Raw genomic sequence first — 14,633 nt, 5'->3', positions numbered from 1 at the left:
AGTATAATAAAACATTTGTATTTATTACAAATTCTTATTGTAAATTGTTAAATTTGAAAAAAATAATTCTAATTAGATGAGCATTTTAAAAGGAGTAGGTGTGGCATTGGTTACGCCCTTTAATGAGGATTTGTCCGTAGATTTCGAAAGTTTAACAAAACTTGTGAAATACAATATTGATAACGGCACCGACTATTTAGTGGTATTAGGAACTACAGCTGAGGCTGCAACACTTTCTGCTGAAGAAAAGAAAAAAGTGGTAGATCACATCATTAAGGTAAATAATAAACATCTTCCTTTGGTTCTAGGAATTGGTGGTAACAATACTCTTGAGGTAAAAAAGCAAATTGAAGAAACTGACTTATCTGAATTTGTTGCCGTACTTTCTGTATCTCCATATTATAACAAACCTAATCAAGAAGGACTTTATCAGCATTATAAAGTATTAGCTTCAACCGGTCAAAATATTATTATCTATAATGTACCTTCAAGAACGGGGCAGAATATTGAAGCGGCTACCACGTTACGTTTAGCCAAAGAATTCCCCAATTTATTCTTAATTAAAGAAGCTTCTCCAAATATTTTACAATATTTTGATATTTTGAGAACGAAGCCTGAAGGATTTTCTTTGGTGTCTGGAGATGATGAATATACACTTCCTGTGACTTTAGCTGGAGGAGATGGTGTTATTTCTGTAATAGGGCAGGCTTATCCCAAAGAATATTCTACGATGGTACAATTGGCTTTTGAGGGTAAAGTAAATGAAGCGTATGCCATTCACAATAAATTGGTAGAAATTACACGATTAATTTTTGCTGAAGGAAATCCTTGTGGAATTAAGGTAATTCTTGCAGAAAAAGGAATTATAAAAAACCATTTGAGATTACCATTGGTTCCTGCTTCGGAAGGGCTTTATGAAAAAATTAAAGCTGAAATGAAAAAAATATAATAAATAGGTAATTTGCAATTAATAATACAAATAAATACCTAATAAATAGATGAAAAGACGCTTGTCTTTTCATTTTTTTTGATTGTAAAAAATTATGAAACTAGTAAAAGCTACAGAAAAAGATATCACTTTAATTCAGGATTTGGCAAAGAAATCATGGGAAAATGCATATGCTGAGATTCTTTCCGACCAACAAGTGAAGTATATGTTGGAAACAATGTATTCCAAAGAGGAAATTATAGAACATTTGAAAAACCCCAATTATCACTATGATCTGATTTGGGATGAAAATAAAAATTCCTTTGATGGGTTTATGGGCTATGAACATAATTATGATATAGGAACAACAAAGCTTCATAGAATTTATCTCATTCCTGAAAGTAAAGGAAAAGGATTGGGAAAAGAGGCGATTTTATTTTTAGCTCGTCAAGCTTTAGAAACGGGAGATAAAAGGATTATTTTAAATGTAAATAAATATAATTCTGCAATAAATTTCTATAAATCATTAGGGTTTTCTGTATATGGAGAAGGTATTTTTGATATAGGAAATAATTTTTTTATGGATGATTATCTTATGGAGCTATTAATCCATGATAAAATGGATTGAAATTCTATAACATTTTTATATAATTCTATAACGCGTGATATTTTTTTTTAGTCCAATTTTGTACCAGAACCAAATCACTTAATAATAATACATTCGTATGCTTGGTTTGAGCTTTTTATAAGCTTTTTATCAGTATATTTTTTTTTCATCCTTAGTGTTTAAATTCTCGCATCCAAAAGATGCGAGAATTTTTTTTGCTTAAAAAGGCTGTAATAATAAACATTATTCACTTTTAATTGAAATAAATTACTATATTTACGTGATAATTGAACACTACAATCAGGATGAAAATGTATATGAAATTTGATTTCAACACTCTTTGTAAAAAAGTGCTGGATGAGAAACTTAAAGAATATGGTCTAAAATATCAACTTCTCAATTTTGGAGAAGTAGAATTTTATGAACCTCTTACTCAAGAACAACATGATATTTTTAAGAAAAACCTTGAAGATTACGGAATTGAGATTATTGAAAGCCAGAAAATAGTTTTAGTACAAAAAATAAAAGATGCTATCGTAGAATTTGTGTTTTCAGATGAGTTGATTCCTGTTAAAGCTTCTATATATATCGCTGAAAAATTGAAGCATAGTTATGGATATCTATCGAATTTATTCTCAGAAATTGCCTATTGTTCGATAGAAAACTTTATTATTTTACAAAAAATAGAACGTGCCAAACAATTATTAGTCAATAATAAATTAAGCTTAACTGAAATAGCGGATAAACTTAATTATTCTAGTGTGGCCCATTTAAGTACACAGTTTAAAAATACCACAGGCATTACTCCGTCTCAGTTTCAGAGAATAATAACTAAAAGAAGAAAAGAAAGAAGCCTGATAATTAATTCCGAGACATTTTATGAATAAAGAATATCTTAACATAATCGTTGCTGATTCGGATGAAGAAAATGTATTACTTTTCAAAAATATATGTAAAGATTTAAAGATAGGAATTAAGCTTCAGACTTTTAATAATGGTGATATTCTGATGGAATATCTTAACGATCCTAGCCATATAATCCCTGAGGTGCTTTTTATGGATTATGATATTGCTGTACAGAACAAACCCAAATGTCTAGAGGAAATTAAATTAGATGACAGACTAAATAATCTAATAACTGTAATATATGCTGAAAAGCTTAGCGAACATGGTATTGAAGATGTTTTCGTAAAAGGGGCCAATATTTTTATGCTAAAAACAGACAATTACGATGATATAAAAAAGCGTATTTCAGATGCAGTCATCATGAATTGGCAATACCATACCTCGGGTTTAAATAAAGATAATTTTATTGCGAGAATCTAAATTATTAGTATAATTCATTTATCATGAGTTACATATGTTAGTTTTTTACTTAAAAATTCACCGTTATGTGAAAATTTTATAATGAATACGTGAAATAATATAAGATAAAATAAGACCGAGATCGCGAAATTTGCAACCGTAATCACAAACACGAATTTTTATAAAGTAAAAAAATAAAAGAGTTCGTCAAATCTTGAAACTAAATTATATAAAGCAAATGTTAGCTAAACAAAATGAATTATGTCAATTTCCAATTTAGAAAGCGCAGAAGATCTTTAAGCAAACGGTACAGTCATGAAAACTTGAAAAGTTAAAGGTATTATATTCGTTTCATTTCAAATCCTTTAACGAATCACGGTTAGTTTTTATAATAAGCAAGTTGGAAAAATAATTCATTTTGTTTTTATTCTAAAAAGAATAATAATATATAGAGACCAAAACATATTAACATAAAACAACAATATTAAAGTAATTTCTTCTAAATAACAGTTTTATAAGGGAGCCGCGCAAAAGATAATTCTTTTCGCGGTTTTTTTATGATATCTTACTCCATTTGTTTTTACCTTTATAGTGTCTTAAATAATAATTTTTAATGATTTGATTTTCCGTTCTGGAAAGTAATGGATCTACTTCAAGAATTTTTTCCACACTATTCTTTGAGGCCTTTATGATTGCTGAATCATGGACAAGATCCAGTCTTTTAAAATCTACAACGCCACTTTGCTGTGTTCCTAAAATATCTCCCGGACCTCGTAGCTGCATATCAACTTCTGAAATTTTAAAACCATCATTGGTTTCAGTCATTGTTTTAATGCGTGTTCTGCTTTCTTTAGAAAGTTTATCCGATGTCATTAAAATACAATAGCTTTGTTCTGCTCCTCGCCCCACGCGTCCACGCAGTTGATGGAGTTGTGATAAACCAAATCTTTCAGAGCTTTCAATAACCATTACAGAAGCATTAGGCACATTTACCCCTACCTCAATTACAGTGGTAGCAACCATAATTTCGGATTTTCCCGATGCAAAATGAGTCATTGCAGCATCTTTTTCATCGGGTTTCATTTTACCATGTAACATAGTTACATTATAATTCGAAAAAGAGCTCATAATATGCTCTAATCCTTCCATTAAATTTTTATAATCTAAACTTTCGGACTCTTCAATAAGTGGATACACAAAATAGATCTGTCTCCCTTTTCGAATTTCGTCATGGCAGAAGTGATATACATAGGCTCGATCTTTTTCCCGTCTATGTGCAGTAATAATGGGTTTCCTTCCCACTGGCATCTCATCAATTACAGAGACATCCAGATCAGAATAAAAGCTCATGGCTAGTGTTCTCGGAATTGGAGTAGCTGTCATCACTAAGATATGAGGTGGAAGTCTACTTTTTGACCATAGCTTTGCTCTTTGAGCGACCCCAAATCGATGTTGTTCGTCAATGATTGCCAATCCTAAATTTTTGAATTTAACCTTATCTTCTAAAACAGCATGGGTCCCAACTAAAATAGACAATGTTCCATCTTCCAGCTCTTTATGGATAATTTTTCTTTCTGCGGCTTTAGTAGATCCTGTCAATAAGCGGATATTAATTCCTGTCTCTTTGAGAAGATCTTTGATCCCATTATAATGTTGTTGCGCAAGAATTTCTGTAGGAGCCATCATACAGCTCTGAAAATCGTTATCCATGGCAATAAGCATGGTGAGTAAAGCAACCATTGTTTTTCCGGAACCTACATCACCTTGTAGAAGCCTATTCATTTGAATGGGCCTTTTCATATCTTGTCGAATTTCTTTTAAAACTCTTTTTTGAGCATTCGTAAGTTCAAAAGGAAGGTGACTTTCATAAAAGCCGGTAAAATAATCTCCCACAATGGGAAATGGGTTTCCAATTGATTGACTTTTGTGATGAATTTTTTTTAATCCAAAACCCAGTTGGAAAAAAAAAGATTCTTCAAATTTTAACCTGTTGTTTGCTTTTTCAAAATGTTCTAGGTCATTGGGAAAATGAATATTGAGGTAGGTATGTTGCCTAGAAAAAAACTTGAATGCTTTGATCATGTAATCTGGTAAATTTTCTTCAATAAGGTGAGGGATTTCTTTACAGATATTCTTTAAGATATGTTGAAAAAATCTTTGATTTAATCCTCTTTTTATCAGCTTATCAGAACTAGGGTAGATGGGTTTTAATCGATGATCATTTTCTTTTTTTTCTTCAATTTCTATTTCTGGATGAGGCATAGAAAATTGTCTTTTAAAAAGATTGATTTTTCCGAAAATGTACACTTCCCGATGAATAGGAATTTGCTCTTTTAGCCACTTTGAATATTGAAACCAAATGAGATCCATGGTTCCTGTATCATCTTGAAATTTAGCAACCAGTCTTTTTATTTTCCCGGTTTGTAATTCCTGGATCTGGGTGATTTTACCTTTTAATTGGATATCAATATTGCTTTCCTGAAGTTCTGAAACTTTATATACCTTATTTTTATCTAAATATCGGATAGGATAAAAATTTAAAAAATCTTCAACAGAGTGTATCCCTAACACACTTTTGATGAGTTTGGCTTTTTCAGGACCGATTCCTTTTATGTACTCTATGGAAGTTTCTAGTGTCATTGAAAAATGAGCTCAAATTTCGGGAAAATACTAATAAATATAAAATTTTTAATACAAAAAAAGACTCTCAAAATGAAAGTCTGCATTCTTCTAATTTTTTATTTTAGATTTAAATTTCTTTTGATAATCTTCCCATTGATCCCGACTTCGTATTTTCTTATATAAATCTTTAGAAATAAGATCAAGATATGGTTCTAATTCTTTTGCAGATAACTCACCCTGAAGAATGGTAATGGGGCCTCCTTTTTCATCTAAGAAAACGGTACTTGGAACAGCCGCAACATTCATATATTGGGTGAATTCATGCAATGAGTTTCTTCCTTTTGTAGATTCTGTATTAGGGTTAGAAAATATTCTGCCGAATATTTCAATAGAATTTTTTTCTTCTGCATTGAATTTTACAGGATAATAATTTTGATTAATATTATCAGCAATTACAGGATGCCCGTACGTTTTTTTATCCATTATTTTACATGGACTACACCAATCAGCATAAAAATCAATAAGTATTTTTTTTGGATGAGTTTTTTGAGCTTCTAGGGCCTGTTCAATTGTCATCCACTTTACTTGCGCAAAGGCAAAATTCAAAAAAAACAAAAGAATAACACTTATAATTTTCTTCATAACTTAATGTTTTTTTAAAAATAAGCATTATTCTCTTATTTTTATTTTACATCTTGCATTAATTTTTTCACAAACGGAGAAATCAAAATTAATACTATTCCGGCAATTACAGCATATAATCCTAATTGTTTATATCCATTAATATAAGTGATAAAAGCATCATAATTGGTGGAACCTTCTTTAGCTGTAGCCAATCCCGCGCCAATAATTCCGGCAACGTATTGTCCATAGGCAGAAGCTAAAAACCACATTCCCATCATCATTCCCTGAAGGTTTTTAGTGGACAGTTTTGTCATGATTGATAAACCGATAGGAGATAAGCAAAGCTCACCCAAGGTAATAATTAATAAAGCCAAGGTGAAGAAATTTAATGAAGTTACTCCTAAACTATTTACAAAAAGTTTGGTGGCAAACAGGACATAATACCCTAATCCAAGGAAAATGAATCCCAACCCAAATTTAATGATGGTATTAGGTTCGATTTTTCTTTTATGGAGCCAAATCCAAAGTAAACCAATTAATGGAGCTAAGAAAATAATGAAAAAGGCACCTCCGGAATTATTAACGCCATTAGGATCTAACCCCAGCAAATCTTTATTGAGATTTTTAGCAGCGAAAATACTTAATGAACCTCCACTTTGCTCATAAATACCCCAAAAGAGAATAGAGAAGAGAATAAAGACGAGTGCAGCCCAAAGTTTTTTACGCTCGGAAGAGGATACTTTTGTCATTTCATAGAACAGATAAATCAATGTTAAAGGGCCAATGGTCCACATGAAATAGTCGGTGTATTCAGTTTTGGCAACCATAATCATGATAATAGGCACAAAAATTAAAGACAATACATAGACTCCGTATTCTTTCCATTTAGGCATAGGAGCAGATTTTATCTCAGACATTGGATGACCGGGTTGTAGGCCAATTGTTCCCAGACTTCTTTGAGTAAAAACAAAATTAATTAAGCTAATTACCATGACAATAGCGGCTAATCCAAAAGCAATATTCCATCTTATTCCTTCTGAAATAATATGACTGAAAAGTTCTCCTTTTCCAATCGCAATACACAAATATCCACCTAATAAAGCTCCAAGATTGATTCCTGCATAGAAAAGTGAAAATCCGGCATCAGCTCGTGGATCATTAGGCTTATAGAGCTGGCCTACCATGGATGAAATATTAGGTTTGAAGAATCCGGTTCCTACTACGGTAAATGCGATTCCCAAGAAAAAGAATTGGTGGGGGTCTGCAGCAAGTATTAAACTTCCAATGATCATTAAAAGTCCGCCCCAAAATAAAGATTTTCTAAATCCTAAAATTTTATCGGCAAAAAGTCCACCGACAAAAGTAAAAGCGTATACAAAAGCTTGGGTAGCTCCATATTGAAGATTAGCTTCTTTTTCATGAAAATTCAATTGAGAGATCATAAAAAAAACTAGCATTCCACGCATTCCATAGAAACAAAAGCGTTCCCACATCTCAGAGAAAAAAAGGCTCCAAATTTGTTTTGGATATTTTCCCTTGAAATTTTGTATTTCATCTAAAGTTAAGCTCATAATTGTATATGATTAAGTTTAATTAAGTAAGTCTATCAAAACCGATAAAACTATTAATCTATAGCATTAATAATTAAATATTTTGAAAAAGAACACACGAAAATAAAAAAAACCTCTGACTTAGCAGAGGTTTTGTGTATATTTTGTTAAGGTAAATTAGTTTACACCATGCATCATTTTCTTTAAGATCGGGGAAATTAAAGCTAAAATCACGGCTGCAATACCACAAAGTACTACAAATACCATAAAGAATTCGAATAAGTTATGGATTTCAAATCCGGCAAATGTTGGGTTTTGTAGAGGCAATTGAGCCTTTTCAAAAGCAGCCACTTGATCCGTTGTTAACGTAACTTTTTTATCTAAAACTTCCTGTAGGTTGACTCCTATTTCTTCTGCTTTCTTAAATTTGTCACCAGTCGCAGGGATAAGGGCTCCTAATGAGCCTGCTAATGCATAACCTGCAGCATTGGAAATAAAGAAAACCCCATATAATAAAGAAGCAAATCTTTTAGGAGCTAATTTACCCACTAATGATAAACCAATTGGAGATAAGCAAAGCTCACCACAAGTCTGAATAAAATAGAGAAGCATTAACCATTTTATGGCTAATAGACCAGAATTTCCTAGATCTTTTACATTATGTGCAATAATAAAATAAGATAAAGCAATCAGTGCCAATCCCATAGCTTGTTTGAATGGAGAAACAGGTTCTTTTCCTTTAGCTCTTAGTTTGTCCCAGATAATACTAAATGGAACGGCTAATACAACTACAAAAATTCCATTGAATATTTGTACCATAGAAGGAGGCATATTCCATCCTAAAATATTTCTATCCGTTTGGTTATCAGCAATAAATGTGAGAGATGAACCTGCTTGTTCAAAAGCTGCCCAAAAGAAAATAATAAAAAATGATACAATATAAATGACCCAAATTCTTTGTCTTTCAATTTTATTTTCTGCAGAAGACATAATTAGGAAAGCTAATGAAATACCGGCGGCATATATAAAAGGATAAATAATCCCTTTAATGAGTTGGCCCATTTCTACGGAATTAAATCCAAATTCTCCTACGAGTAAATATCTGAATGCGAAAAATAAGCCTATAAATAAAACCCCGGTAATCGCTAAAAATTGGCTTGAAAATTTTGCTGTTTGAGTTTCTCCTTCTTCAAAGTCCTCACTCGTATTATGTTTTGGTAAACCTCCAATCGGTCTTCCTTCTGGAGTTACTACATATTTGTTTTTAAGGATAAAAAAGGTTATAGTTCCAATTATCATCGCGATTGATGCAGCTAAGAATCCCCATTTAAAAGCGAAAATATCTCTTACACCTGTAGAGGCATCTTTAACATCTCCTAAATATGGACAAATGAATTGCCCTAAGAATGCACCTATATTAATTCCCATATAGAATATGGTAAAAGCCGAGTCTAATTTTGATTTTTCCTGTTTTGGATAAAGACTTCCTACCATCGAGGAAATATTAGGCTTGAAAAATCCATTACCAAAAATAATAATGAATAAAGCCAGCCACATAATAAGTTTAGATGTTTCTAAACCTGTGGAAAAAGTTGAAGCACTAATGAAAAGGAAAAACTGACCAATTGCCATTAATGATCCACCAATTAAAATAGCATTTCTATTTCCAATATATTTATCTGCAATAAACCCTCCTAAAAGAGGAGTTAAATAACATAAAGCCAAAAATCCACCGTAGATGATTGCCGCATCAGCTTCTTTTATTAATAAGGAATTTACCATAAAGAGCGTTAAAAGTGCTCTCATTCCATAAAAGTTGAAACGCTCCCACATTTCCGTTCCGAAAAGAACCCATAAACCTTTCGGATGCCTGGAATTGCTTTTCTCTACAAATTCATCCGGTTTCGGATGTAATGCTTCAGTTTGACCCATAATGTTAAATTTTGTTAAGACTGACAAATATAGTTTTTTTTGAGTTTTTGGCAATGTTTTAATTTTATAATTAAATAAAAAAGCTGCAGAAACCTTCTACAGCTTAATATTGTTTACGTAATATCAAAATTAATGTCCTTTTTCTTTTATGATATTATTTAATCTTTTTAACATAGAAAGTCCTAATAATGTCGCAAAAATTAATAATGCGAAGTTGACTAGGAAGTAATTCATCTTATTCTCGTAATTATACCACGTGCTGGCCAAAATTCCTGAAAGTTTATTTCCTACTGAGTTTGCTAAGAAGAATCCCCCCATCATTAATGCAGTAATTCTTGCAGGAGAAAGTTTTGAAACAAAAGATAGCCCCATTGGAGAAAGACATAATTCTCCAACAGTAATGACTCCATAGCTTGCAACTAGCCACCATGGTGAAACTTTGATAGCTCCATTATCCCCGGCTATTACGGCTAGCACCATCACTAAACAAGAAAGTCCTGAAATAAATAACCCTAGAACAATTTTTGTGGGAGTCAAGGGTTCTTTGCCTTTTTTCCTTAATAATCCCCAAAATCCTACGACTAAGGGAGTGAGAGCAATTACCCAGAATGGATTAATAGACTGGAATAATTCCGTGTTATATAAATACACTTTATTTTGTGGATTATTTTCTAACTCTGAACGTTGTTCAGAAGAGATATTTTTGAAGTAAACATCTTTTCCTTGTTCTTTAATCGTATTGCCATCTTTATCCTTTTGAGACTGGAATTGATCATCATAGACCGGAACTTCTTTATTTTCATAGCTTTTTCCATCTACCATATAAATGCCTTCCAAAGGTTTTTCCATCGAAGCAGGAACACTTCTATCAGTATAATAATTGGCCCATCTCGTTAAGGCTGTGCCATTTTGTTTAAATACTGCCCAGAAAAACATACTGATTAAGAAAACGGATAGCAAAGCACCAATTGATGATTTTTCTTCGGGTTTTGCTTTAAAATAAAGAGAGGCATAGAAGTAAATTACAGGAATACAAGCAAAAATAAAAGCGTCTGTATTATCACTTCCAAAAATGTTATTAGGAATAAACCACCCAATAGCTCCTGCAATAATAGCAGGTAAGAAAACTTTAATTAAAATTTCAGAAAGTTTGGTGTCTCCTTCCTGTACAGGCTTCATTTGAGCTGCATGGATGTAGTGTTTTCTGCCAATAGTGAAAATAATAAGACCGATAATCATTCCGACTCCCGCAGTGATAAATGCTTCCCCCCAGCCAAACTTATTACGCATGAAGGCAGCAATAATATTACAAATGAAAGCTCCAATATTAATTCCCATATAGAAAATATTATAACCGGAATCTTTATTAGCTTTATAAGGTTCTTCAGAGTAAAGATTTCCTAATAAGGTTGAAATAGTAGGTTTAAAAAAGCCATTTCCAATAATAATTAACGCCAAAGATCCATAAAACAAAGGAAGGTCTTTAAAAATACCCAATCCAATATAGCCAGCTGCCATTAAAATTCCTCCCAAATAAATTGATTTAATATATCCTAAAATTCGATCAGCTAGAAAACCTCCAATGAAAGGGGTAAGGTATGTTAAAGCAATATAAGTTCCGAAAATATCATCAGCCGTTTTATCAGGAAGGCCAAGTCCTCCTTTTAAACCTGTCGGTTCAATAACATATAGAACAAAGATTCCCAGAATCAAATAGTATCCAAAACGCTCCCACATTTCTGTGAAAAAGAGGAAAGGTAACCCCTTGGGATGTTTAGTCTTCATAGTTTCAATTTTCAAATTTCCCAAAAATAAGTTTTTAATTTTAATTGATAAAATAAATAATACTTTCCAATATGATTAATTAAATTAATATATTTTACAGGAAAATCCGGCTTCAACGAGAAACCGGATTTGATATCAAAATTTGATTAGAGTTATTAAAGATTTTGGAGAAGGAAATCAGTCATTTTTTGATACAACTGTGGTCTTGTTTGTCCTCCATAAATTCCATGGTTTTTATCCGGATATGCCATAAATTCAAATTGTTTTTTATTTTGAATTAACGCTTCGGAAAATTCCATAGAGTTTTGAAAATGTACATTATCATCAGCTGTTCCATGGATGAGTAAGAATTTTCCTTTTAGTAAATCAGCATACTCAGTAGGCGAATTTTTATCATAACCATCAGGGTTTTCCTGAGGAGTTCTCAAAAACCTTTCCGTATATACCGAATCATAGTATCTCCAGTTCGTAACAGGGGCAACTGCAATTCCTGCTTTAAAAATATCGGCTCCTTTTGTCATAGCCAAACTAGTCATATATCCTCCGAAACTCCAGCCAAACATTCCGATTCTAGTTTTATCTATATAAGGTTGGTTTCCAAACCATTTGGCAGCAGAAATTTGATCTTCAATTTCGTATTTTCCCAGATTCATATAAGTTGCCTTTTTAAATTTAGCACCTTTATATCCTGTTCCACGACCATCAACACAGGCTACGATATAGCCCTTCTGAACTAAATGGTTGAACCATAAAGTATTGCCATTATCCCAAGAATTTGAAACTTGTTGAGAACCTGGTCCGGAATATTGAAACATAAATAATGGATATTTTTTATTTGGATCGAAGTTTTTAGGTTTTAAAACCCAGGCATTCATTTGATCACCGGCTTCATTAGGAATTGTAATAAACTCTTTCTCAACAAAATTATCAGCTTTTAATTTTTGAAGTTGGTCATTATTATTCTGAAGTTCTTTGATAATTTTACCATTTCCATCTTTCAAAGTATACGTATTAGGCTTTGCAGATGTTGAAGTATTTTCGATAAAATAATGATAATTTTTACTGAAATTGGCTGAATTATTGCCTTCCGTATTGGAAATTAATTGGGACTTACCACTTTCTATATTAATTTTAGAAACTACTTTATTGATGCTTCCTTTTTCCGTAGTCTGAATATAAATATCTTTAGATTTTGGATCGTAGCCATAGTAATCAATGACTTCCCAATTTCCTTTTGTGACTTGTTTTTTCAGTTTTCCATTGGGGTCATACCAATATAAATGACGATTTCCATCTCTTTCTGAGCCCCAAAGGAATGAATTATCTTCTAAAAACTCTAATGTTACATTATCAGTATCAATCCATTTTTCATCCGTTTCTGTAAAAAGTTTTTGGACTGAGCCTGTTTTGATATTTACTTTTAGAATATCTGATGCATTTTGAGTTCTTTCTGAAGTGATTAAAACAATTTCATCAGGTTTGGCGGTCTGGATGACATTCGGAATATAATAATTTTTAAAATTGTCTAAATTAACTTTTGTTTTTTTTTCTCCTTCTAAAAGATAAATATGAGCAGAAACAACAGAGTTTTTTTCCCCCGCCTTAGGGTATTTATAACGCATTTCTTGCGGATATAGAGATTTTCCGTAAATAGGAATGTAAATTTCTGGAACATCGGTTTCTACAGATTTTATGAAAACAATCGCATTAGAGTTTTTTGTCCATTCATACAGTCGGGCATGTCCGAACTCCTCCTCATACACCCAATCAGCGAGGCCATTTAATACCTTATTTTTAACACCGTGTTCCGTTACTTGAACGATTTTTCCATTATCTAAATCTTGATAGAAAATATTATTATCAACAATAAAAGCTATTTTAGTACCATCAGGTGAAAATCTAGGTTCTTGGACAGGTTTCCCTTCATTTAGGCTGATTATTTTACCGGATTTCAGATCCTTTATATCGAACTTTCCTAAAAAAGAATGACGGTATATAGGCTGGCTTTCTTTTAATAAAAGAATTTTTGATTCGTCATCAGAAAATTCATAGCTGCTAAATTGTCCATCAACAATATTTCCTTCTTTTTGTGAAGTTTTATAGGAATATTTTGCGATCCCATTCGGTTCAATAACCAAATAATCTTCTCCGTTTTTCATAGAAGATATTCCTGCAATGCCTTTTCCGCGATAGTATCCTGAGTATATTTTATCTAATGTAATTTCCTGTGCAAATCCGTTTTGAAAACAGACAGCAAGAGTAAGTGCTAATAAAAACTTTTTCATTTCCAAATTTAATAGGTTTCAAAGATAATAATTTTATTAAATGCATAAAAAAGCTTTTTAAATAATGAGCTTTGGCAAAAAAATTGAATATATTTAGGTATAATCAAATCAAATAATAATTATGGAAACGAATGCTTTTAATCAGAAATTGAACCGATATATTTTGAATAATCAAATTGTTTATACGGGGTTTTCAAGCTTTAAAGAGGCTGAAGAATGTGCACAAAAAAAAGAAGGTGTGTTAGTAGAAGTAGGATTTAAGGATGGAAATGATAATCCTGAAATTACGACAGAAGCGGGACTGATTGAAAAAAAGCTACATTATTATGTCGATGCCGGTGAAGAATATAAGTTTATCCATTCATCAGATCCAGGTTTTAGAAAATATGCAGATGAATTACAAAAAATAAAATCAAACGAAAAACAGTATAGTCCAGAGGAAAGGTATTTTGCCAATTTTGAGATTGAAAATGTAGAAGATCCGATTATTGTGATTAAAAATGACCATTTTGAATCGGTAACTTCAAGAGAGCGTTCAAAATATTTGAAACATGCAAAAGTGTATGAAATAGGTGTTGCAGTACTAAAATCTTAAAAATTACAGTATGAGTAAAACAAAGTATTCAGAAAAAGCAAAGGACAAGATAGGAACCGTAATGCATGAATTTAAGGAAGGGAAATTAAAATCCTCTTCCGGAAAAAAAGTAACTGATAGGAAGCAAGCTATTGCTATTGGTATTTCTGAAGCTAAAGAAAAAGGATTAAAAGTTCCTAAGAAGAAAAAGTAATTCAATATAAAGAAGCCGTCTCACAACTGAGGCGGTTTTTCTTGTTAAAAAGTGAATAATTTTTATACATTTTGATTTGTTTTTTTGTATATTTATTTAGTAATCAATTAGATATATGGCTTTTAGGCATTATAATCAAAATCAGCTGGTTTTATTTCCGCATACTTTTGACGACCTGATTCCTATGGATCATCCTGTGCGGATTGT

Annotated in this window: 12 protein-coding genes; 6 read left to right on the top strand and 6 right to left on the bottom strand. The window is 31.9% G+C overall.

Translation table 11 applies throughout. The annotated features are described in order from the left end of the window. The first annotated feature begins 76 nt into the window (after positions 1-76). The 4 genes from dapA (at position 77) to CHRY9293_RS05720 (ending at position 2,861) form a co-directional block, all read left to right on the top strand. Complete coding sequence (gene dapA, locus CHRY9293_RS05735; RefSeq protein WP_162032027.1) at positions 77-949, top strand: 4-hydroxy-tetrahydrodipicolinate synthase; 873 nt, start codon at positions 77-79, stop codon at positions 947-949. Positions 950-1,043: 94 nt separating this feature from the next. Further along, positions 1,044-1,556 carry a GNAT family N-acetyltransferase gene (locus CHRY9293_RS05730; protein ID WP_162032025.1) on the top strand — a complete coding sequence of 171 codons (513 nt, stop codon included), beginning with the start codon at positions 1,044-1,046 and terminating at the stop codon, positions 1,554-1,556. 284 nt (positions 1,557-1,840) lie between these two features. Beyond that, positions 1,841-2,422: a helix-turn-helix domain-containing protein gene (locus CHRY9293_RS05725; RefSeq protein WP_122548175.1), complete on the top strand. Its 582-nt coding sequence runs from the start codon at positions 1,841-1,843 to the stop codon at positions 2,420-2,422. Further along, the gene (locus CHRY9293_RS05720) at positions 2,415-2,861 is read left to right on the top strand and encodes a response regulator (RefSeq protein ID WP_162032023.1); all 447 of its coding nucleotides are present in this window, start codon (positions 2,415-2,417) and stop codon (positions 2,859-2,861) included. Before CHRY9293_RS05725 ends, CHRY9293_RS05720 begins: the two co-directional genes overlap by 8 nt. 534 nt (positions 2,862-3,395) lie before the next feature. Here the strand turns inward: CHRY9293_RS05720 and recG are convergent. From recG to CHRY9293_RS05690, 6 genes are all read right to left on the bottom strand, one after another. Then, positions 3,396-5,480, bottom strand: coding sequence for an ATP-dependent DNA helicase RecG (gene recG / locus CHRY9293_RS05715; RefSeq protein ID WP_162032021.1), 2,085 nt, complete (start codon positions 5,478-5,480; stop codon positions 3,396-3,398). Between the two features lie 90 nt (positions 5,481-5,570). Continuing rightward, positions 5,571-6,104, bottom strand: a complete 534-nt coding sequence (locus CHRY9293_RS05710; RefSeq protein WP_162032019.1) for a thioredoxin family protein — start codon at positions 6,102-6,104, stop codon at positions 5,571-5,573. A 41-nt stretch (positions 6,105-6,145) separates the two neighbouring features. Continuing rightward, positions 6,146-7,657 carry a peptide MFS transporter gene (locus CHRY9293_RS05705; RefSeq protein ID WP_162032017.1) on the bottom strand — a complete coding sequence of 504 codons (1,512 nt, stop codon included), beginning with the start codon at positions 7,655-7,657 and terminating at the stop codon, positions 6,146-6,148. A gap of 156 nt (positions 7,658-7,813) precedes the next feature. Continuing rightward, positions 7,814-9,568: a peptide MFS transporter gene (locus CHRY9293_RS05700; RefSeq protein ID WP_162032015.1), complete on the bottom strand. Its 1,755-nt coding sequence runs from the start codon at positions 9,566-9,568 to the stop codon at positions 7,814-7,816. 129 nt (positions 9,569-9,697) lie between these two features. Next, on the bottom strand, positions 9,698-11,353 hold the full coding sequence (locus CHRY9293_RS05695) for a peptide MFS transporter (RefSeq protein WP_162032013.1): 1,656 nt from the start codon (positions 11,351-11,353) through the stop codon (positions 9,698-9,700). 155 nt (positions 11,354-11,508) lie between these two features. Next, positions 11,509-13,638 carry a S9 family peptidase gene (locus tag CHRY9293_RS05690; protein WP_162032011.1) on the bottom strand — a complete coding sequence of 710 codons (2,130 nt, stop codon included), beginning with the start codon at positions 13,636-13,638 and terminating at the stop codon, positions 11,509-11,511. Positions 13,639-13,759: 121 nt separating this feature from the next. On the opposite strand from CHRY9293_RS05690, the gene CHRY9293_RS05685 reads away from it, so the two are divergent. Then, a complete protein-coding gene (locus tag CHRY9293_RS05685; RefSeq protein WP_162032009.1) occupies positions 13,760-14,233 on the top strand; it encodes a hypothetical protein in 474 nt (157 codons plus the stop codon). Between the two features lie 10 nt (positions 14,234-14,243). Further along, entirely contained in the window at positions 14,244-14,426 is a 183-nt protein-coding gene (locus CHRY9293_RS05680) for a DUF6496 domain-containing protein (RefSeq protein WP_162032007.1), read from the top strand. Positions 14,427-14,633 lie beyond the last annotated feature (207 nt).

Origin of the sequence: Chryseobacterium potabilaquae (genome assembly GCF_902728265.1) — a bacterium.
Taxonomy (GTDB): Bacteria; Bacteroidota; Bacteroidia; order Flavobacteriales; family Weeksellaceae; genus Chryseobacterium; species Chryseobacterium potabilaquae.
This window is presented reverse-complemented; position numbering and strand designations above follow the sequence as displayed.